Here is a 20,105-nt window from a genome sequence, read left to right on the forward strand (position 1 = left end):
CCTCGGGCTTGACCCGAGGATGACGGTCCGCCTGCGCGACATAGGCAGGGCGGAGCGCGCCCAACGCTCGATCCTCGGGTCAAGCCCGAGGATGACGGGAGAGGGGGAGGGGCTGAGCGAAGCGCGGCAGGGCCAAACAAAAACCCCTCGCCAGAGGCGAGGGGGATGGGACTGCGTCAACCCGGAGAACCGCAGTCCCGCCCCGGAACCCGCAAGAAACCGGCGGGGCGGACGGCGGCCCCACTAGGGGGCGTTCGTGTCGGCCGTGGGGCCGAACGGCGCCGACGCGGCGGCTGCTCAAGTAGCGAACCGCCGCGCGGTGAGCGGTAGCAGGCCTAAAAAGCTCAAGCAGCGAGCGACCGCGTCGCGAGCGATAGCGAACTTAGATGTACCTACGCAGGCTGCGGGCCAGGTCGGAGGAGGCGTCCTTGCTGGCGCTCTTGCGGACCTGGGGCTGGTAGGCGACGCGGGCGTGCTCGACGCAATAGACGCCTTCCGAGGCGCGGCGGCCGCAGAAGCTGAAGTCGCTGGTCGACGGGTCGCCGATCGGCCATTTGCACATATGGGCGCCCAGGGTCAGCACGGTGGCGGTGCCGGGCAGTTCCGGTGCGGGGGCCGGGGCCGGCGACTGCGGAGCAGCGGCGACGATCGGGCGCGGGGCGACGGCCTCAAGGCGGCGCGGAGCCGACGGCGCCTGCACCGGCGCGGCCGGGGCGGCGGCGCGCGGACGGGCGGGGCGGAAGGTGGTGCGCGCGGGCTGCGACGGGGCGGCCCGGCCCGACAGGCCCAGGCGGTGCACCTTGCCGATCACGGCGTTGCGGGTCACGCCGCCGCCCAAGGCCTTGGCGATCTGGCTCGCTGACTGGCCTTCCAGCCACAGCTTCTTGAGCGCGCCGACGCGGTCTTCGGTCCAACCTGGGTTCATGTCGTCCTCCTGCGGAGACGTCAGATTCAATATCTTGTGTCGGAGTCCGAATTTCGGCCCCTCATCACGCCTCTAATCGTAAATCACCTCTTAAAAGACGCAATATGTGGGAATTCACCTGTCCACAGAAACTATATGTAGTATGGTTAATGTCCCGATTTGAATCAGTTTCTTGGCCTTCATCCACAGGGCGGGCGCCTTGCGAAACGGCCTCGCCTGTCGCATCTGAGGCCGCATGACGCACCTGACCGCCGGTTCCGACGCCCCTTCCGCTGCTGCTGGCGGCCTGCCTCAGCCCCGCCGCTACGACGGGATCAACTGGGTGGGCTTGCGCACCCTGTATCTGAAGGAGGTCCGCCGCTTCTGGAAGGTGGGCGCTCAGACCGTAGCGGCGCCGGTGGTGACGACCCTGCTCTACATGATGGTCTTCGTGGTGGCGCTGAAGGGCGCCCGGCCGCCGCTGCACGGCACGCCCTTCGCCGAGTTCGTGGCGCCGGGCCTGATCATGATGGCCATCCTTCAGAACGCCTTCGCCAACGCCTCGTCCAGCCTGATCCAGGCCAAGATCATGGGCACGGCGACCGACTTCCTGACCCCGCCGCTCAGCCCGCTTGAACTGACCATCGGCTTCACCCTGGGCGCGGCGACGCGCGGCGTGGCGGTCGGCCTGGTGACGGCCATCTGCGTCATGCCGTTTGCGAAGCTGGGCCTGGCCAACATCGCCCTGATCGTCTGGTTCGGCCTGATCGCTTCGCTGCTGATGGGCATGATGGGGGTGCTGGCGGGCCTGTGGTCCGAGAAGTTCGACCATCTGTCGGCGGTGCAGAACTTCGTGGTCATGCCGATGACTTTCCTGTCGGGCACCTTCTACCTGATCGACAGCCTGCCCGAGCCCTTCGCCAGCATCAGCAAGTTCAATCCCTTCTTCTACCTGATCGACGGCTTCCGGGCTGGATTCATCGGCCATGCCGAGGGAAGCCTGATGGTTGGCGTGGTCATGAGCGCCGTGCTCACCGTCATCATGGGCGCGGCCTGCTGGCTGGTGTTCCGTTCGGGCTGGCGGCTGAAGAGCTGACGGCTTAATCAGGGCGTCGAGCGCGAGGCGAGGGGCTTCGCGAATGGGGCCTCGCCATGTCGTTTCATCTTCGCCTGAAAGCCGCAGTCAGCGGCGCCGTTCTGGCCGCCGTCTGCCTGACTGCGGCGCCGTCGCTCGCCCAGAACCGCGCCGCCGATCTGCGTGAACAGGTCGGCGCCTACGCCCAGCCGTCCAACGCCGAACGACTGCAGGTGCTGTTGCGCCAGCTTCGGGCCGAGGGTTTCGCGCCCACCGTCGAGACCTTCGACGGCGGCGGCCGTGGCGAGCCGATGCAGGGCTCCAACGTCGTCGTCACCCTGGGCGAGGGCGCGAAGGAAATCCTGCTGACCGCTCACTATGACGCGGTGAAGCTGCGGGACGGGACGATGGCGGATGGTCTGGTCGACAACGCCGGCTCGGTCGTGGCTGTGATCGAGGCGGCCAAGATCCTGCGCGAGGCGCCGCTGTCGCACCGCATCCGCATCATCTTCTTCGACCAGGAAGAGTTGGGCCTGATCGGCGCGCGGAAGTGGATCGAGGCGCACGGTCTGGCCAACGTCGCCGCCGTGGTGAACTCCGACGTCGCCGCCTATGGCGACACGATGATGTACGGCCAGAACAACGGGCCGCAGTCGGCCTTCGTCACCCGCGCGGTGCAGGAGCTGTGCGCCGAACAGACCCTGCAGTGCGTCGGCTTCCCCATCTATCCGCCGTCGGACGACCGGGCCTTCTCGGCGGCGGGCGCGCCCGTGGTCTCGCTGGGTTTCCAGGACGAGATCGGCGCCCACCAGATGTGGCTGGCCTTCAACGGCGGAAAGACGAACGGCCTGGCCGAAGGCTTCGTCCCGCAGGTTTTCCGGCTGATCCACTCCAAGGACGACGCCATCGAGGCGGTCGAGGGCGAGGCGATCGATCTGGCCGGCCGGACCTACGCCGCCCTGATCCGCAAACTGGATGCGCAGCTGCGCTGAATTCGCATCGCGGGCGGTGTTGACTATGCGGAAATAGCGCCCGACAAGTTCCTCGCCCTTTTCCAAAAGCGGTCCCGTCGCTGACGCGCCGGGGCCGTCTCACTTTATGGAGTTTGCCAAGTGTCCGGTCATCTGATGGGTGTCTACAATCGCGCGCCGCTGGAAGTGGAGCGCGGCCAGGGCGTCCGCCTGTGGTCCGCTGACGGGACCGAGTACCTGGACTGCGTTTCGGGCATTTCGACCAATGCGCTGGGTCACGCCAACCCCAAGCTGGTCGCCGCGCTGAAAGCCCAAGCCGACAAGCTGTGGCACGTCTCCAACATCTTCAAGATTCCGGGCCAGGACGCCCTGGCCGACGACCTTTGCGCCAAGTCCTTCGCCGACGTGGTCTTCTTCACCAACTCGGGCACCGAAGCGGTCGAATGCGCGCTGAAGACGGCGCGCAAGTTCCACGTCGCCAACGGCCAGCCTGAGCGGATCGACATCTACGGCTTCGACGGCTCCTTCCACGGCCGCACCTACGGCGCGATCAACGCCGCCGCCAACCCCAGCTACACCGAGGGCTTCGGGCCCAAGATGGAAGGCTTCCATCAGCTGAAGTGGGGCGACCACGACGCCATCAAGGCCGCCATCGCCAACCCGACCACCGCCGCCATCATCGTCGAGCCGGTGCAGGGCGAGGGCGGCTGCCGCGCCATGCCGGAACAGTGCCTGCGCGGCCTGCGCGAACTGTGCGACGCGCATGGCGTCCTGATCATCTTCGACGAGGTCCAGTGCGGCATGGGCCGGACCGGCAAGCTGTGGGCCCACGAATGGGCCGGCATGGCGCCGGACATCATGGCCATCGCCAAGGCCCTGGGCGGCGGCTTCCCCATCGGCGCCTGCCTGGCGACGGCTGAAGCGGCCAAGGGCATGACGGTCGGCGCCCACGGCTCGACCTTCGGCGGCAACCCGCTGGCGATGGCGGTCGGCAAGGCGGCTTTTGACGAGGTGTCGTCGGACGCCATCCTGAACAACGTCAACGAGGTCGCCGGCTATCTGAAGCAGCAACTGCACGGCCTGGCCGAACGCTTCCCCGACGTGATCGTCGAGGTGCGCGGCAAGGGTCTGCTGCTGGGCGTCAAACTGGTCCCGAACAACCGCGAGTTCATGGGCTGGGCGCGTGATGAGGCGAAGCTGCTGGTCGCCGGCGGCGGCGACAATCTGGTGCGCGTCCTGCCGCCGCTGAACATCACCCTCGAAGAAGCCCGCGAGGCGGTCGAGAAGTTCGAGAAGGCCTGCGAGTTCGCCCGCACCAAGGTCGCGGGCTAAACGCTTTTTCCTCTCCTTCATGGGGAGGGCGGCTGATCCGAGAGGCGAGGCCGGGTGGGGACGCTTTATTTTACCTCCAGATTTCCGCAGGGCCGCCCCCACCCGGTCCCTGCGGGACCACCCTCCCCATGAAGGGGAGGGAGAAGGCTTGGTCATGGTTCGTCACTTCCTGGACATCCACCGCCTGGACGCGGCGACCCTGCGCGCCATCCTGGACGACGCCCATGCCCGAAAACGCGCCCGCAAGGGCTGGCCCCAGGGGCGGCCTGACGCCGACGCGCCCGGCAAGGACCGCGTCCTGGCCATGGTCTTCGAGAAGAACTCGACCCGCACCCGCTTCAGCTTCGACGCGGCCATCCGCCAGCTGGGCGGCGCCTCCATCATCGCCACCGCCTCGGACATGCAGCTGGGCCGGGGCGAGCCGGTCGAGGACACCGCCCGCGTCCTGTCGCGCATGGTCGACGCCGTGATGATCCGCGCCAACGACCATGAGGACGTCGAGCGCTTCGCCCGCGTCTCGACGGTGCCGGTGGTCAACGGGCTGACCGACCGCAGCCACCCGTGCCAGATCCTGGCCGACCTGATGACGATCGAAGAGCATCGCGGCTCGATCGAGGGCAAGACGATCGCCTGGATCGGCGACGGCAACAACGTCTGCCACAGCTTCATGCACGCCGCGCCCAAGTTCGGCTTCCACCTGAACGTCGCCTGCCCGGCCGAATACCACCCGGACCTGCGCGATCTGGAAAAGGGCGGCGCTCACGTCACCCTGACCAGCGACCCGCGCGAGGCGGTCAAGGGCGCCGACGTCGTCGTCACCGACACCTGGGTGTCGATGGGCGACCAGGACTATGAGGCCCGGCTGGCGGCCTTCGAGCCCTACAGCGTCGACGCGGCCCTGATGGCCGAAGCGGCCGACGACGCCGTCTTCCTGCACTGCCTGCCCGCGCACCGGGGCGAAGAGGTCACGGACGCCGTCATCGACGGCCCGCAGTCGCTGATCTGGGACGAAGCCGAGAACCGCCTCCATGCGCAGAAGGCGGTCCTGGCCTGGTGTTTCGGGGCTTTTTAGAAAGCCCTGACGGGCTTCGCGCTGCTTGAGGGCGGGCGAGGGCGCTAGCTCAGGTTGACGTCGGCCACATCGCCGGCGTCGGGCGGGGTCTTGGTCAGGTTCGCCTTGGCGATTTCGAAAGCGAACTTCATCAGGCCGCCGTCGCTGACCCAGACGCGGCCGTCGCCGGCGTCGAAGCGCAGAAGCGTCAGCCGCGGATCGTCCTTGCCCTCAGGATACCAGGCCGCCAGCACCGGGTTCCAGTAGCGCTCGATGACCTCCCGGTCGCGCCCATGCACCGAAAGGGCGCCGTGGATGCAGGCCCAGACCTTCTGGTCCTTCGAGCCATAGCTGAACATGGCCGTTTGCCCCGGCGTCGCCGCATCCCGCGCCAGGTCCGTGTCGTCGCGGGTGAAGAACCAGATGGTCCCGGTTTCGGCTTCGCGGAAGGCGGTCATCGGCTGGCTGTGATAGCCGGGCCGGTCCAGCCCCAGCATGCCCGTGTTGCTGGATTTCAAGCTTTTCCAGAAAGCCTCTTCGGCCTGTGCCGGCGTCAGTTCCTTGTCGGTCACGCGGGTCTCCTGTTGTCCATGGGGAGACAGGAAAACAGCCCGCAGGCCAGAGCGTTCCCGCTAGAAAGCTGGCGCCGCCGGCAGGGGGCGTCCGCTCAGCTCCGCCATCAGGTGGATCAGCAGGTAGAAGGCCAAGGCGGCGGCCAGCAACATGATGAACCGCCACGGCATCATGCGCGGGCCGCGCGTGAGGTCTATCGGTCGCGCGCCGCGCCATCCGGCGAAGACGACGACCGCCAAGGAGGCGATCAGCAGGATCAGGGTGAGCGTGGCGTCCATGACCGCGGCAGTTGGGGCGCCCGAGGCTGGGATGCAAGCGCCCCGCCGCCCACGATCGCCAGCTTGGCCGTATTTCTTGATGCGCGGTTAATGTAAACGCGGCATTAACCATGCCGGGCGCATCAGCGCCGTGTCGGCTGCCGTCGGCGTTTCGTGACGAGGCGCCACATCTTGCGGTTAACGACACGTTTACACGCTCTATCTGGAAGGATACCGTTCGCGCCATGGGTCGGGAGGCGAATCAGTGACCGCAGCGGCGCCGTGGAGCGTGAAGGGCATCGATCCCAAGGCGCGCGAGATCGCCAAGGATCTGGCGCGTCGCTCGGGCATGACCCTGGGCGAGTGGCTGAATTCCATGATCATGGATGAGCCGGAGGAGGACGACAGCGTCGCCACCCTGCCGCGCCGGTCGCCCATCCCTGATCCGTATGATCGCCGCAGCCGTTCGCGCCGTCTGGACGACGTCTATGGCGAGGATGCGCACCGGCACGAAGGTCTGGGCAGAATCGGCGCGTCGCTGGAGGTGATCGCCGAGCGCCTGGAGGCGGCTGAGCGCCGTTCGACGCTGGCTATTCAGGGGATTGATCAGGCCGTCGTCGGGCTGGTGCGTCGGATGGAGGCGCAGGACGAGGCTGAGGCGGCCAAGGCGCGCCGCATCGACGACATCGCCGAGGAACTGCGCGAGGGCCACCGTCGCCTGCGCCGCCTGGAGCAGGACGCCGGAGCCGAGGCGCGCGACGGGCTGGACAAGCTGGATGCGGCCCTGACCGCCGTCTCCACCCGTCTTTATGAAATGGACGAGCGCCAGCGGGCGGGCGTCAGCGAACTGCGCGATCGGATCGAAGCGATCGAGAAGGCGGCTGGGCCGGGCGCCGGAACCACTCTGCTGTCGCAAGTGGGCGTGCGTCTGGACGACGCTCAGTCGCAGACCTCAGAAGCGCTCAAGGGATTGGAGCGGTCGTTCGCGGCCCTCGACCTGCGGATGCGCGACGCCGAGCGCCGCATCGAGCCGGACCACGCGCGCGAAGCCTCGCGCTTTGAAAAGCTGGCGGAGGCTCTCACCCGGCAGGTGGAATCCAGCCGCGTCGAGATGATGCGCCGCCTGGACGCGGCCGAAACCGAAGGCCGCGTCGAGCGGATCGAGCGCGCCTTGGCCGCGATCGGCGAGCAGGCCCGCGCCGCCGAGCAGCGCTCGGTCGCCGCGGTCGAGGGCATGGGCCACGAGATCATGCGCATCGCCCGCAACCTGAACGGCCGGGTGGAGAAGGTCGAGGCGGCGGGCGCAGGGGCGTCCGACGCACGCGTGGCCGCGCTGGAACAGAAGCTGGAGCGCGACCTGGCTCGCCACGCCCAGGCGGTGGACCAGCGCCTAACTCAGGCCGACGATCAGCACGCCCTGGCGCTGGAGCGGCTCGGCGGCGAGATCGCCCGGATCTCTGACAGGCTCGGCGAACGCATCGCCCAGTCCGAGCGTCGCTCGGCCCAGGCTCTGGACGACATCGGCCGCCGCCTGGCCGAAAGCACGGACAAGATGCATCAGCGCCATGAGCGCGCCTCGGGCGAGCTGGCCGAGCGGATGCGTCAGAGCGAGGAGCGCACGGCGCGCCTGCTGGCCGAGGCGCGCGACAGCATCGAGCAGCGCGCCGGCCGCACTGAACGTCGCGACGTTCCGCTGGAAAGCTCGGAGCCCGCCCCCTGGACCCCCGCTGAAAGTCCCAGCGGCGATTGGCGCGCGGCGGCTTTCGCCGACCCGGTCGAGCCCTGGTCGCAGGATCCGCTGGCGGGCGCTGTTCAGGCTGAGCCTTTCCCGACGCAGACGGAGCGCCATCCGGACGACGGCGTCTTCGCCGACCCGTTCGAGGCCGATTTCCTGGAGCCGCGGCAGGACGCGACGCCGTTTGGCCGCGCCCCGTCCGAGCTGTCGGCGAACCCCGGCTCGATCCATGCGCCGGACTCTTTCGGCGGCGCCGACATCAGCGACATTCTGGCGGCGTTCGAAGACCCGGCGGCGGATGTCTTCGCCCGTCCCGAGACGGTTGCCGCGACGGCGGCCGACCGCCCGTTGACGCTGGACGACGACGACGACGGCTTTGCGGCGGAACTGGAGTTCGTCGATCCCGCGCCGCGCGCGACGGCCGACGAGGGGCCGACGACGACCCGCGACGTGCTGGACGCGGCGCGCGCCGCGATGGCGCCCGAGGCCGCCGATGACGGCGCCCGCTCCGGCTTCGGCCTCAAGAAACGCGGCGGCAAGTCCAAGCTGCAGGAGCGTCTGGACAGGCAGGCGGGCCGCCAGGGCTCGACCATGCGCAAGGCGATCGGCGCCTCGGCCGTGGCGGCCCTGGTGGTCGGCGGCGGCTACGCCAGCCTGCAGGTGGCCGAAGGCGCGGGCCTGCGCTTCCCGGGCGTAAGCGCGCCCGGCGTTGCGGCGGGTTCGGCGGACGCAGAAGCTGGGCTGGATGCGCCCATCGCCGCCGTGGCGCTGGACGCTGCGCCGACCGACGCCGTGCCGTCGCCCGAGGCGGCGGCGACCGAGGGCGCGTCGCTGTTCGCGCGCGCCAGCCTGATGCTGAACAACGGCGACGAGGCCGGCGTCGAGCCGCTGACCCGCGCGGCCAATTTGGGCCATGCGCCGGCGCAGCTGCGTCTGGCCATGCTCTATCAGGAGGGTCAGGCGGGGCTGGCCGTCGATGACGCCGAGGCGCGCGCCTGGGCCCGTCGCGCGGCCGAGGGCGGCGACGCCAAGGCCATGCATCACTACGCCATGCAGCTGTATGACGGCGTCGGCGGGGCCAAGAGCGGGCCGGACGCGCTGATCTGGCTGAAGAAGGCCGCCGAAGCCGGCCGCGTCGACAGCCAGTACAACGTGGCCAAGATGCTGGAGCAGGGCGATCAGGGCGTGGCCGCCAACCGCACCGAAGCCTTCAAATGGTACATGATCGCTGCCCGACGCGGCGATCAGCAGGCCCTGGCCTCGGTGCAGCGGCTGACGCCCGCCCTGTCGGCCGTCGAACGCCGCAAGGCGCGAGAGGCCGCCGACGCCTTCACCGCGCCGCCGCTGGCGTAGAGGCCGCGCGCAAACAGGCGCTGGCCGGGGGTGGCGGTTCGCCGCAGGGGCCGCTAAGACCGAAGATCTAGTCGCCTTTCCGGCGCCGATTGCCTGTCCTTCCAGCCGAAGGCGCGTGCCGTGGATATTTACCTGCCGATCGCCGAAGTCTCGGTGAACTGGCCGCTCCTGGTCATGCTGGGGGCGCTGGTCGGATTCGTGTCCGGCCTGTTCGGCATTGGCGGCGGCTTCCTGATGGCGCCGGTGCTGGTGTTTCTGGGCATTCCGCCGACGGTGGCGGTGGCCAGCCAGGCCAGCCACGTCGTCGCGTCCTCGACCTCGGGCGTGATCCGTTATTCCGGGATGGGCGCGGTCGACTACCGTATCGGCGGCATCATGGCCGTGGGCGGCGCCTTGGGCGCGCTCGTGGGCGTCGAACTGTTCCGCTACCTGCGGCTGCTCGGTCAGGCCGATCTGGTGGTGTCGCTGTCCTATCTGCTGTTCCTCGGCTCTATCGGCGGCATGATGCTGTACGAGAGCCTGACGCAGATCCTGCACCGCGTCCGGGGCGAGACGCCGCCGCGCAAGGAGCGTCGTCGCCCGATGTGGCTGTACGGCCTGCCGTTCAGGATGCGTTTCCCGCGCTCGGGCCTGTACATCAGCGCCATTCCGCCGTTCGGCCTGGGCGTGTTCGCGGGCGTCCTGTCGGCCATCATGGGGGTGGGGGGCGGCTTCATCCTGGTGCCGGCCATGCTCTATGTGCTGCGCATGAGGGCCAGCGTGGTGGTCGGCACCAGCCTGTTCCAGATCATCATCACCACAGCCATCACCACTGTGCTTCAGGCCGGGCGCAACCAGACGGTGGACATCGTCCTGTCGACCATCCTGCTGCTGGGCGGGGTGGTGGGGGCCCAATACGGCGCCAAGCTGTCGGGCCGGTTCCGCGCCGAAGAGATGCGGGCGGCCCTGGGCCTGATCGTCCTTCTGGTAGGCATCCAGATGGGGCTGGAGTTGTTCGTGCGGCCCAGCGACCTGTTCCTGCTGGCGCCAGGGGTGGCGGACTGATGTTCCAGGTCCTGCCGCCCGAGCCGCCGCCGCAGGCTGCGCCGGAGATCATCATCGAACGCTCGGCCGCCACCACCGAGGAGGTGCGCGTCGCCGCCGCCCTGACCGACGCGCGGGTGGATGTGGACTCAGGCTTCAAGGGCGCGTCGATCGTTCTTTATGGGGCCGTGTTCAACCCCAGCGCCACCCCGGCCGACGTGGTGGTGGTGGTGCGCGGGCCCGACGCCCCGGTCCGCCTGGTCAAGAAGACGCGCAACATGGGGGTCTGGCTGAACAGCCGCCCGGTGCTGTTCGAGGGCGCGCCCGGCTTCTACATGACCGCCTCGACGCGGCCCCTCAGCGACATCGCCGACTTCGGCCAGTTGCGCCGTCTGGGCGTGGGAGTCGACCACCTGCGCATCGACGCGCCGGAAGAGGCCCGCACCGTCACCCGCTACGGCGTGCGCGACGTGGTCATCAGTCGCCTGGGCGAAGACTATCTGGACTGGCGCCGCGCCGTGATCCGGCTGAAGGAGGCGGCGGCCCTCTATGACACCGATCCCAAGGGGGTGCAGTTCGTCGACCGGGGCCTGTTCCGCGCCGAGGTCAAACTGCCCGCCGTGGCGCCGACCGGGAAATACTACGCCGAGGTCTGGCTGTTTCAGGAGGGGGCGGCGGTGTCGGTGTCCAACCTGACCCTGACCGTCGAGAAGGTGGGGCTGGAGCGCGACATCTATGAGTTCGCCCATCGGAGGCCGTGGAGCTACGGCGTGCTGTGCGTGTTGCTGGCGGCGCTGACAGGTTATGCGGCGTCGCGGGTGTTCCGGAGTCGGTAAACTCCTTCCGCTCATCCCGGCGGACGCCGGGATCCAGTGAGAGCCTCGCGCTCCGCCTTTGAAGAAGACCAAGATTTCCACGTCCTACGTATGCAGCCAAAGAACTGGATCCCGGCGTCCGCCGGGATGAGCGGGAAATAGGGCAAGGCGCTCAAGCAGCGAGCGACCGCGTTGCGAGCGATAGCGCCCCTAGAAAGAACGCGCTCAAGCAGCGAGCGATCGCGTCGCGAGCGTAGCGCAAAAAGAAAGGGCGGCCCGCGGAGGCCGCCCTTTCCGTTCAGTCTGTGCCTGAGCCTCAGGCCGCCTCCGTCTGCGGCGCGAAGCGGCCGTAGAAGGTTTCGTCCTTGGCGGCCATGTCGCGCAGAAGCTGCGGGACCTTGAAGCGGTCGCCGTATTTGGCGGTCAGTTCGTCGGCCTTGGCCACGAAGGCCTTCAGGCCGGTCTGGTCCATGAAGGTGATGGGACCGCCGGTCCAGGGCGCGAAGCCCCAGCCCAGGATGGCGCCCAGGTCGCCCTCGCGCGGGTCGTCGATGACGCCCTCTTCCCAGCAACGGGCCACTTCCACCGCCTGGCGATACAGCAGGCGGGTCTTCAGCTCGTCGATGGCGGCCAGCGCCTCAGGGCTTTCGCCGAGTTCGGCGCCCTTGGTGGTCGGGGCCAGGTCGTAGAGGCCCGGCCAGATGACCTTGGGCTTGCTGTCGTAGTCGTAGAAGCCCTTGCCGTTCTTGCGGCCGAAACGGCCCTGCTCGACCATGGTGGCCACGATCTGCTCGCCCTCGTTGGGGACGTACTTGTCGCCCAGGTCCTCTCGGGTCTGCTTGGCGATCTTGTAGGAGAGGTCCAGGGCGACGTCGTCGTGCATCTCCAGCGGGCCGCGCGGCATGCCGGTCATGCGGCCGACATTGTCGATCAGCACGGGCGAATAGCCCTCTTCCAGCATGGCCATGCCTTCCATCAGGAAGGTGGAGAAGCAGCGCGAGGTGTAGAAGCCGCGGCTGTCATTGACGACGATCGGCGTCTTCCTGATCTTCAGGACATAGTCCAGCGCCTTGGCCAGGGCCGCGTCGCCGGTCTTCTCGCCCATGATGATCTCGACCAGCATCATCTTGTCGACGGGCGAGAAGAAGTGGATGCCGATGAAGTCTTCCGGCCGCACGCTGGCCTCGGCCAGGCCGGTGATCGGCAGGGTCGAGGTGTTGGAGCCGAACACGGCGCCTTCGGCCAGTTGGGCCTCGGCGCGCTTGGTGACGTCGGCCTTGATCTCGCGGTTTTCGAACACGGCCTCGATGACCAGGTCCGAACCCCTGATCAGGTCATAGTCCGTCGTCGCCGTGACCAGGGCCAAGGTGGCGTCGAACTTCTCCTGCGTCATCTGACCGCGCGACAGGCGCTTCTTCAGCAGTTCCTCGACGTGCGCCTTGCCCTTGTCGGCGGCCTCCTGCGTCTGGTCGATCAGCACGGTCTCGATGCCGGCCATGACCTGAACATAGGCGATGCCGGCGCCCATCATGCCCGCGCCCAGGACGCTGACTTTCTTGGGGTCGGACTTGGGCACGCCCGCGGGGCGCACGGCGCCCTTGTCCAGTTCCTGCTTGGATAGGAACAGGCTGCGGATCATGGCCTGGGCCTGCGGCGTCATCAGGGTCTTGATGAAGTAGCGCGTCTCGATGCGCAGGCCCGCTTCGATCGGCACCTGCACGCCTTCATAGACGGCCTTCATCATGTTCAGCACGGCCGGGTAGTTGCCGTAGGACTGCTTGCGCAGGATGGCGTTGCCCATGATGAAGACCTGGGCGCCCGCCGGGTGGTAGGGGCCGCCGCCGGGGATCTTGAACTTGGGATCGTCCCACGGCTGGACGGCCTTGCCGCCGTTCTTGATCCAGGCCTTGGCGGCCTCGACCGACTGGCCCTTTTCGACGACCTCATGGACGACGCCGGCGCCCTTGGCGTCGTTCGGACGCCAGGACTTGCCCTCGGCCATCTGCATCAGGGCGTTCTGCACCCCGATCAGGCGCGTCAGGCGCTGGGTGCCGCCGCCGCCGGGGAAGAGGCCTACCTTGATCTCGGGCAGGCCCAGCTGGATCTTCGGGTCGTTCTCAACCACGCGATAGTGGCAGGCCAGGGTGAACTCCAGCCCGCCGCCCAGCGCCAGGCCGTTGATGGCCGCCGCCACCGGCTTGCCCGAGGTCTCCAGCGCGCGGAACGCGCCGTTCAGCGCCCAGCCGGTGTCGAACGCCTTCTGCAGGTCGCCGCCGCCGGCCAGCATGCCCGAGGCCATGTCGCCCAGGTCCGCCCCGGCGCAGAAGCCGGTGGTCTTGCCCGAGGTCAGGACCACGCCCTTGATGGCGTCGTCGGTCTTGATCTTCTCCACCAGAGCCGGGATCTCGGCGATGACGGCGCTGGTCAGGGTGTTCATCGAACGGCCCGGCACGTCGAAGGCGACCGTGGCGATGCCGTCGGCGTCGATGTCGATCTTGAAGTTTTCCATGGTCATAAGCTCCCGGATCAGACGCGTTCGATGACGGTGGCGGTGCCCATGCCGCCGCCGATGCACAGGGTGGCCAGGGCCGTCGACTTGTCCGAGCGTTCCAGCTCGTCCAGCACCGTGCCCAGGATCATGGCGCCGGTGGCGCCCAGCGGGTGGCCCATGGCGATGGCGCCGCCGCAGACGTTGATCTTGTCATGCGGGATGTCGAGCGCCTGCATGTAGCGCAGCACCACGGCCGCGAAGGCCTCGTTCAATTCGTACAGGTCGATGTCGCCCGGCTGCATGCCCAGCTTGCCCAGCAGCTTGCGGGTGACGGGCTCGGGGCCGGTCAGCATGATCGACGGCTCCGAGCCGATGGAGGCGCCGCCCAGGATTTTCGCGCGCGGCTTCAGGCCCAGCGCCTCGCCCATCTCCTTGGTGCCGATCAGCACGCCCGCCGCGCCGTCGACGATGCCGGACGAGTTGCCGGGCGTGTGGACGTGGTTGACGCTGGCGACCTCGGGATAGCGCTGGCCGATCACCGCGTCGAAACCCATGCCGCCCATCATGACGAAGGAGGGATTGAGCCCGCCCAGGGTCTGCATGTCCGTGTTCGGACGGATGGTCTCGTCGCGGTCCAGCTGGGTCAGGCCGAGCTGGTTCTTGACCGCGATCACCGACTTGTCGAAGCGGCGCTCGGCCCAGGACCGGGCGGCGCGCTTGTGGCTTTCGACCGAATAGGCGTCCACGTCGTCGCGGCTGAAGCCGTATTTGGTGGCGATCATGTCGGCCGAGACGCCCTGCGGCACGAAATAGGTCGGGAAGGCCGACGAGGGGTCGGTCGGCCAGGCGCCGCCGTCCGAACCCATCGGCACCCGGCTCATGGCTTCCACGCCGCCGCCGACGGCCATGCCCGCTTCGCCCGACTTCACCTTGGCGGCGGCCACGTTCACGGCCTCCAGGCCCGAGGCGCAGAAGCGGTTGATCTGGAAGCCCGCCGTCTCCTGGTCCCAGCCGGCGGCCAGAACGGCGGTGCGCGCGATGTCGGCGCCCTGTTCGCCCACAGGCGAGACGCAGCCGAGGATCACGTCATCGACCTTGGCGGTGTCCAGGCCGTTGCGGTCGCGCAGCGCCTCCAGCACCTGGCTGGCCAGGCTCAGCGCAGTGATCTCGTGCAGGCTGCCGTCCTTCTTGCCCTTGCCGCGCGGGGTGCGCACGGCGTCGTAGATATAGGCGTCGGCCATGGAGCGTCTCTCTTTGTTGAGTCCCTAGCGCTCGCCGCGCGGCGGCGAGCTGCTTGAGGGACGGGTTAGGCGTCTTGGGGCCTGCGCGACGGACGGAAAAATCCGATCGTCGCGTGTGGCGTGGAAACTCGATCCGTTAGAAAGCCGACGTTTACGTCAACGTCAAGTAACAAGGCGCGTGAGGTCGCCGGATGTGAAAAGGGCGGGCCGTCGTGCGCGGCCCGCCCTGTCTTCTCAGCCTCAGCGGCGCGCCAGCCGCACCAGCTTGCCGTTCTCCTCGTCGGTGACGACCCAGACCGCGCCGTCGGGCCCGACGGCCACGTCGCGGATGCGTTCGCCGAGACCGGTCAGCAGGCGCTCCTCGCCGACCACGCGGCCGTCCTGTAGCACCAGACGGACCAGATGCTTGCCCCCAAGGCCGCCGATCAGGGCGTTGCCCTTCCAGTCAGGGAACATGGCGCCGTCGTAGAAGACCATGCCGCCTGGCGCGATCACCGGGTCCCAGTAGTAGACGGGCTGGACGGTGCCGTCTTTCGTGGTCGTCGCGCCAGGGATGGCGTCGCCGCTATACTCGATGCCGTAGGCCGCGCCGGGCCAGCCGAAATTGGCGCCGGCCTTCTCCAGGTTCAGCTCGTCGCCGCCGCGCGTGCCGTGCTCGATGCTCCAGACCGCGCCGGTCTCCGGCTGGACGGCGATGCCCTGCGGGTTGCGGTGGCCGTAGGACCAGATCTCGGGCAGGGCGTCGTCGCGGCCCACGAAGGGGTTGTCGGACGGGACCGAGCCGTCGGCGTTGATGCGGATGACCTTGCCGTGGTGCGAGGCCAGGCTCTGGGCCGTCGGCCGCATCGGCTTGTCCGAGCGCTCGCCGATGGTGATGTACAGCTTGCCGTCCGGGCCGAAGACCAGGGAGGAGCCGAAGTGTTTGTCCCCGTCATAGGTGTCCTTGACCTGGAAGACGACCTGCACGTTCTCGACGCGGCTTAGGTCGTCTGACAGGCGGCCGCGCGCCACGGCCGTGCCGTTGCCGCCGTTCCGCGGCTGGGCGTAGGACCAGTAGATCATCCGGTCCTGAGCGAAGGTCGGGCTCAGGATGACGTCCAGCAGGCCGCCCTGGCCGCGCGCCGCCACGGCGGGCAGGCCGCTGATCGGGGCGCCGATCTGGCCTTGGGCGCTGACGACGCGCATGCGGCCGGGCCGTTCGGTCACCAGCCACTGGCCGTCCGGCAGCAGGGCCAGACCCCAGGGGTGCTCCAGTCCCTCGGCGACGACCGCGTGCTGCATGGCCGCCGTGGTGCTGACTGACGGGGCGCGGGTCTGGCCTTCGTGCGCGGGCTTCTGATCCGGGTTGTTGGGCGGGCGCGTCTCGACCGGAGCGCCGGTCGCGGCGGACGTCTGCGGCTCATCCTGCCCATTGGCCCCGCAGGCGGCGAGAGCGAGGACAGCGGCGGAAACGGCGAAGAGGGCGGGGCGCATGGCGGCTCCTGAACAGCGTGGCTTTGGATAGCGAAGATGCAGGCTTGCAGCGCATTACGCGAGCCGAAAGACGCCGCGACCGATGGTCCTGCACGAAATCCGCACTGAACCGGCTTGAACCGAACGGAAGGCGGCGATATACGCACCCCTCTCGCGCCCGGGGTCGTTTCGATCCGGCGAGAGGCTCCGTATGGGGTTGGGTAGCTCAGATGGTTAGAGCGGTGGATTCATAACCCACAGGTCGGCGGTTCGATCCCGCCTCCAACCACCACGGATTTTCTTGACATCAAGGACTTAGGCGGGCGCTCCAAGCCAGGGCGCAGGGCCGCCATTGAGCATTCGGGGATCGGCGAGCGACTTTTTCAGAGAGGTCGACCCGGCTCTTGCGGCGGGACGCCGCATCGCTTCGAGGTCCGTCGTGCCTGGTCTGGTCGAGCGCCGCGGTTTGCAGAATTGACAAGGCCCGCCTCCATAGGGGGGCGGGCCTCGATGCGCCGGTGAACCGGTGCGTTCGCTTATGCGGCCTGGAGTTGGCCCGCCGAAGCCTTGCCGGAGCGCTGGTCGTGCTCCAGCTCATACGACAGCGCTTGGCCTTCGTTCAGCCCGGTGAGGCCGGCCCGCTCAACGGCGGAAATGTGAACAAAGACGTCGCCGCCGCCAGCGTCAGGCGCGATGAAACCGAAACCCTTGGTGGGGTTGAACCATTTAACAATACCAGTAGCCATTTCCATGACCTCCGAAAAAGGTTGCCCAGAGGAAAGGTCCTGAGGGCTGTCGGGTCTAAGGAAACGAAAAATCTCGATGCGTCGCAAAGAAATAGGGCGTTACGCAGAGATATCGACATCCGCAGGGTGAACGAGCGCGCCAGCATATGCAAGCATCAGTATTGATTATTTTATCATCCGTTCGAATGTCCTTTTATTTCCATGATTTCGGAAACTTCTTATCTTGAGCCCCTTGCGGTTTCGGTGAGCGTCTCCCACTTGGATAACGAGCTTCGGCTCATTAGGCCCGTCTGAGTCCCAATGCGGCAGACGGGTTTTCTTATGCCCGTCAGCCAGGCCTGGGCGGAAGTTCAGGCGGCGGGCGCTCAGACTCTGTCCACGATCTTGCGATGGAAGCGGCGCGCGATAGTCGCGGCAAGCGCGTGGCGATTGCTCTAGGCTGCGTAAAGCCCGTCGAACGGCGCGGTATCCGCAGAGGCGGGGCCGGCCCCGTCACCCTTCCCTGTGCGCTCTTTTCAGCTTTTCGCGACGTCCGACAGCGGGCTTCTCGCTTCCGGCTATCGGATTGCGGCTGGTCCGACGTGGGCTGCGCGCGGGGCTTCGAGGTTTGCGCCTCAGTCCTGCCGAAGCCGCGATGCGCCGCCCGTGATCTTGCACAGATAGTCGGTCTGGGGGCGGCCCGTCTGCATGCCGCTTGGGGTCAGGATGCCGCCGCGCGCCACGCATTCGGCGTCGAGCTTGGTCATTTCTTCCTGATAGGTCGGCAAGCCTCGGCCGGTGGCGCATCCGGCCAGGGCTAGAGGCGCCGCGAGGACGGCGATGAGCAATAGGGGCGGACGCATGGGGGTCTCCTTGGATGCAGCCTTAGGGCGTCAGGGCCGAGGGTTCCGCAAACGCCTGCGGGGGGCAAGCGCAAAGCCGGTTCGTGACGGATTTAACCAGCCAGAAGGCCGAGATGTTCCAGAAGAATCTTGCTGCCTAGAGCGATCAGGGCCAGGCCCCCGAGCAGTTCGGCGACCCTGCCCAGGCGCGTTCCCGCCGCCTTGCCGATCAACAGGCCGAGGCTCGCCATGACGAAGGTGGTGAAGCCGATGCACAAGGCGATCAGCCAGATATTGGCTTCCAGCAGGGCCAGGCCCACGCCTACGGCGCCCGCGTCGATCGAGGTGCCCACGGCGGTCGCGATCAGGGCCAGCAGGCCGCGCGACGCCGCCTTGCCGACGGGAGCCGTCGCCTCGGCCGCATCCTCGTCGCGCTTCAGCGCCTCCCAGATCATCCGGGCGCCGACCGCGCCCAGCAGGCCGAAGGCGATCCAGTGGTCGACCGCCTCGACGAAGCCTGCGGCCGCCACGCCCAGGGCGAAGCCGACCAGGGGCGTGATCGCCTCGACGACGCCGAACACCAGGCCGGACCGCAGGGCCTGCGGAACGGTGGGGCGATGTTGGGCGCCTCGGCCGATGGCGGCGGCGAAGGCGTCGGCGGACATGCTGAGGGACAGCACCGCAACGGCGAACGGGGACATCATGATCAAGACGGGAACTCGGCCGGGCGTACGACAGCACGCTCCACGCGCGGGCCGGCCCCACGTGTGCAGCATGCTGGTCTCGCTAGGCGGAACAAAATCCGCTGATCGCGCCATGCCCTTAAGGCAAGTATGTTGACGCGATCCCGACTGGGATATGCCGGAAGCTACTCCCCAACGGCCGCCCCTCTAGCGCCTCGTTCGGCGTCTATCAAGCCGGCCATGGCCAAAGGCGACAAGACGCCCCATCTGTGCTAGACGCCGCCGCCTCAACTCTTCGCCGCAGGACTTCCGCCCTTGAGCATCACGCTCGACCTTTCGCGCGCCAGCGCTTCAGCCACGACGCCCGTCAACCTCAGCGGTTTGACGCGCGACGAACTGCGCCAGGCTCTGATCGACGCCGGGATCTGCCCGCCGGAGAAGGCCCGGATGCGCGCTTCGCAAGTGTGGCGCTGGATCCACCACTACGGCGTGACCGACTTCGCCCTGATGAGCGATGTGGCCAAGGACACCCGCGCGGCGCTGGCCGAGGCCTTCACCCTGGCCCGCCCCGAGATCGTCGAGCGCCAGGTGTCCAAGGACGGCACGCGCAAGTGGCTGATCCGCATGGCGCCCGGGATCGAGGTCGAGACCGTCTACATCCCGGACGTGGGCCGGGCTGGCGCCCTGTGCGTCTCGTCCCAGGTCGGCTGCACCCTGAACTGCACCTTCTGCCACACCGGCACGCAGAAGCTGGTCCGCAACCTGACCACGGCCGAGATCGTGGCCCAGGTCCAGGTGGCCCGCGACGACCTGGACGAGTGGCCCTCGCCCAAGGAAGACCGTCGCCTGTCGAACATCGTCTTCATGGGCATGGGCGAGCCGCTCTACAATCTGGACCACGTGGCCAACGCCATCGACATCATCTCGGACAATGAGGGCATCGCCCTGTCGCGGCGGCGGATCACGGTGTCGACCTCGGGCGTCGTGCCGCAGCTGAACGCCCTGGGCGAGCGCACGGCGGCCATGCTGGCCATCAGCCTGCACGCCACCAACGATCCCTTGCGCGACCAGCTGGTGCCGCTGAACAAGAAGTATCCGCTGGATCAGCTGATGGCCGCCATCCGCGCCTATCCCGGCCTGTCCAACGCGCGCCGGGTGACGTTCGAATACGTCATGCTGAAGGGCGTCAACGACAGCCCCGCCGAGGCGCGCGCCCTGATCAAGCTGATCGAGGGCATCCCGTCCAAGGTGAACCTGATCCCGTTCAACCCCTGGCCCGGCACCGACTATCAGTGCTCGGACTGGAAGACGATCGAGACCTTCGCCGCCATCCTGAACAAGGCCGGCTACGCCTCGCCCATCCGCACCCCGCGCGGGCGCGACATCCTGGCCGCCTGCGGCCAGCTGAAGTCAGAGAGCGAGAAGCTGCGGGCCTCGGCGCGTCTGAAGGCGGAGCGCGAAGCGGTCGACGCCGCCTGAGGCCGCTGACCGTCCGGTTGGACGCTTTGTCCGCCGAGTGTGGCGCGGGCGCCCTAGCGGAAGGCTCAAGCTTTCGGGCAAGAATGTTTTGGTTTCGTTCCCC

Annotated in this window: 17 protein-coding genes, 1 tRNA gene and 1 riboswitch; of the genes, 9 read left to right on the forward strand and 9 right to left on the reverse strand. The window is 68.0% G+C overall.

Annotated features, from left to right (window positions below; genetic code table 11):
• Positions 1-382 precede the first annotated feature (382 nt).
• Positions 383-925, reverse strand: coding sequence for a GcrA family cell cycle regulator (locus DA69_RS13445; protein WP_025978053.1), 543 nt, complete (start codon positions 923-925; stop codon positions 383-385).
• 235 nt (positions 926-1,160) lie between these two features.
• Between DA69_RS13445 and DA69_RS13450 the strand changes: the two genes are divergently transcribed.
• The 4 genes from DA69_RS13450 to argF all read left to right on the forward strand — a co-directional run bounded on the left by DA69_RS13450 (position 1,161) and on the right by argF (position 5,354).
• A complete protein-coding gene (locus DA69_RS13450; RefSeq protein ID WP_025978054.1) occupies positions 1,161-2,000 on the forward strand; it encodes an ABC transporter permease in 840 nt (279 codons plus the stop codon).
• A 56-nt stretch (positions 2,001-2,056) separates the two neighbouring features.
• Positions 2,057-2,971 (forward strand): M20/M25/M40 family metallo-hydrolase, encoded by a 915-nt coding sequence (locus tag DA69_RS13455; RefSeq protein WP_025978055.1) that lies wholly within the window; start codon positions 2,057-2,059, stop codon positions 2,969-2,971.
• A 135-nt stretch (positions 2,972-3,106) separates the two neighbouring features.
• The gene (locus tag DA69_RS13460; protein ID WP_025978056.1) at positions 3,107-4,282 is read left to right on the forward strand and encodes an aspartate aminotransferase family protein; all 1,176 of its coding nucleotides are present in this window, start codon (positions 3,107-3,109) and stop codon (positions 4,280-4,282) included.
• Positions 4,283-4,436: 154 nt separating this feature from the next.
• On the forward strand, positions 4,437-5,354 hold the full coding sequence (gene argF / locus DA69_RS13465; protein ID WP_025978057.1) for an ornithine carbamoyltransferase: 918 nt from the start codon (positions 4,437-4,439) through the stop codon (positions 5,352-5,354).
• 44 nt (positions 5,355-5,398) lie between these two features.
• On the opposite strand, the gene DA69_RS13470 is transcribed toward argF, so the two are convergent.
• Together DA69_RS13470 and DA69_RS13475 are read right to left on the reverse strand one after the other, a co-directional pair.
• Positions 5,399-5,905: a pyridoxamine 5'-phosphate oxidase family protein gene (locus DA69_RS13470; RefSeq protein WP_025978058.1), complete on the reverse strand. Its 507-nt coding sequence runs from the start codon at positions 5,903-5,905 to the stop codon at positions 5,399-5,401.
• A 60-nt stretch (positions 5,906-5,965) separates the two neighbouring features.
• Entirely contained in the window at positions 5,966-6,184 is a 219-nt protein-coding gene (locus DA69_RS13475) for a hypothetical protein (RefSeq protein WP_025978059.1), read from the reverse strand.
• A gap of 244 nt (positions 6,185-6,428) precedes the next feature.
• On the opposite strand from DA69_RS13475, the gene DA69_RS13480 reads away from it, so the two are divergent.
• The 3 genes from DA69_RS13480 (at position 6,429) to DA69_RS13490 (ending at position 11,110) form a co-directional block, all read left to right on the forward strand.
• The gene (locus tag DA69_RS13480; protein ID WP_235599169.1) at positions 6,429-9,251 is read left to right on the forward strand and encodes a hypothetical protein; all 2,823 of its coding nucleotides are present in this window, start codon (positions 6,429-6,431) and stop codon (positions 9,249-9,251) included.
• Between the two features lie 120 nt (positions 9,252-9,371).
• Positions 9,372-10,295 carry a sulfite exporter TauE/SafE family protein gene (locus tag DA69_RS13485; RefSeq protein ID WP_025978061.1) on the forward strand — a complete coding sequence of 308 codons (924 nt, stop codon included), beginning with the start codon at positions 9,372-9,374 and terminating at the stop codon, positions 10,293-10,295.
• On the forward strand, positions 10,295-11,110 hold the full coding sequence (locus DA69_RS13490; protein ID WP_025978062.1) for a TIGR02186 family protein: 816 nt from the start codon (positions 10,295-10,297) through the stop codon (positions 11,108-11,110). The genes DA69_RS13485 and DA69_RS13490 overlap by 1 nt, the downstream gene beginning before the upstream one ends.
• Before the next feature lie 295 nt (positions 11,111-11,405).
• Here the strand turns inward: DA69_RS13490 and DA69_RS13495 are convergent, their stop codons facing one another.
• The 3 genes from DA69_RS13495 to DA69_RS13505 form a co-directional block, all read right to left on the reverse strand.
• Positions 11,406-13,598: a 3-hydroxyacyl-CoA dehydrogenase NAD-binding domain-containing protein gene (locus DA69_RS13495; protein ID WP_025978063.1), complete on the reverse strand. Its 2,193-nt coding sequence runs from the start codon at positions 13,596-13,598 to the stop codon at positions 11,406-11,408.
• Positions 13,599-13,615: 17 nt separating this feature from the next.
• Entirely contained in the window at positions 13,616-14,821 is a 1,206-nt protein-coding gene (locus DA69_RS13500) for an acetyl-CoA C-acetyltransferase (protein WP_025978064.1), read from the reverse strand.
• A 240-nt stretch (positions 14,822-15,061) separates the two neighbouring features.
• Complete coding sequence (locus DA69_RS13505) at positions 15,062-16,294, reverse strand: PQQ-dependent sugar dehydrogenase (RefSeq protein WP_025978065.1); 1,233 nt, start codon at positions 16,292-16,294, stop codon at positions 15,062-15,064.
• A gap of 194 nt (positions 16,295-16,488) precedes the next feature.
• Between DA69_RS13505 and DA69_RS13510 the strand changes: the two genes are divergently transcribed.
• Positions 16,489-16,565 (forward strand) — tRNA-Met (locus DA69_RS13510).
• 244 nt (positions 16,566-16,809) lie between these two features.
• On the opposite strand, the gene DA69_RS13515 is transcribed toward DA69_RS13510, so the two are convergent.
• From DA69_RS13515 to DA69_RS13525, 3 genes are all read right to left on the reverse strand, one after another.
• Complete coding sequence (locus DA69_RS13515; protein ID WP_025978066.1) at positions 16,810-17,019, reverse strand: cold-shock protein; 210 nt, start codon at positions 17,017-17,019, stop codon at positions 16,810-16,812.
• Between the two features lie 614 nt (positions 17,020-17,633).
• The gene (locus DA69_RS13520; RefSeq protein WP_025978067.1) at positions 17,634-17,861 is read right to left on the reverse strand and encodes a hypothetical protein; all 228 of its coding nucleotides are present in this window, start codon (positions 17,859-17,861) and stop codon (positions 17,634-17,636) included.
• 92 nt (positions 17,862-17,953) lie between these two features.
• Positions 17,954-18,544: a manganese efflux pump MntP family protein gene (locus DA69_RS13525; RefSeq protein WP_082891529.1), complete on the reverse strand. Its 591-nt coding sequence runs from the start codon at positions 18,542-18,544 to the stop codon at positions 17,954-17,956.
• Between the two features lie 6 nt (positions 18,545-18,550).
• A riboswitch (yybP-ykoY riboswitch) is annotated at positions 18,551-18,734 on the reverse strand.
• A 104-nt stretch (positions 18,735-18,838) separates the two neighbouring features.
• Here DA69_RS13525 and rlmN point away from each other — a divergent pair.
• Positions 18,839-20,002, forward strand: coding sequence for a 23S rRNA (adenine(2503)-C(2))-methyltransferase RlmN (rlmN, locus tag DA69_RS13530; RefSeq protein ID WP_025978069.1), 1,164 nt, complete (start codon positions 18,839-18,841; stop codon positions 20,000-20,002).
• Positions 20,003-20,105 lie beyond the last annotated feature (103 nt).

It is taken from the genome of Brevundimonas naejangsanensis (assembly GCF_000635915.2).
Lineage (GTDB): Bacteria > Pseudomonadota > Alphaproteobacteria > Caulobacterales > Caulobacteraceae > Brevundimonas > Brevundimonas sanguinis.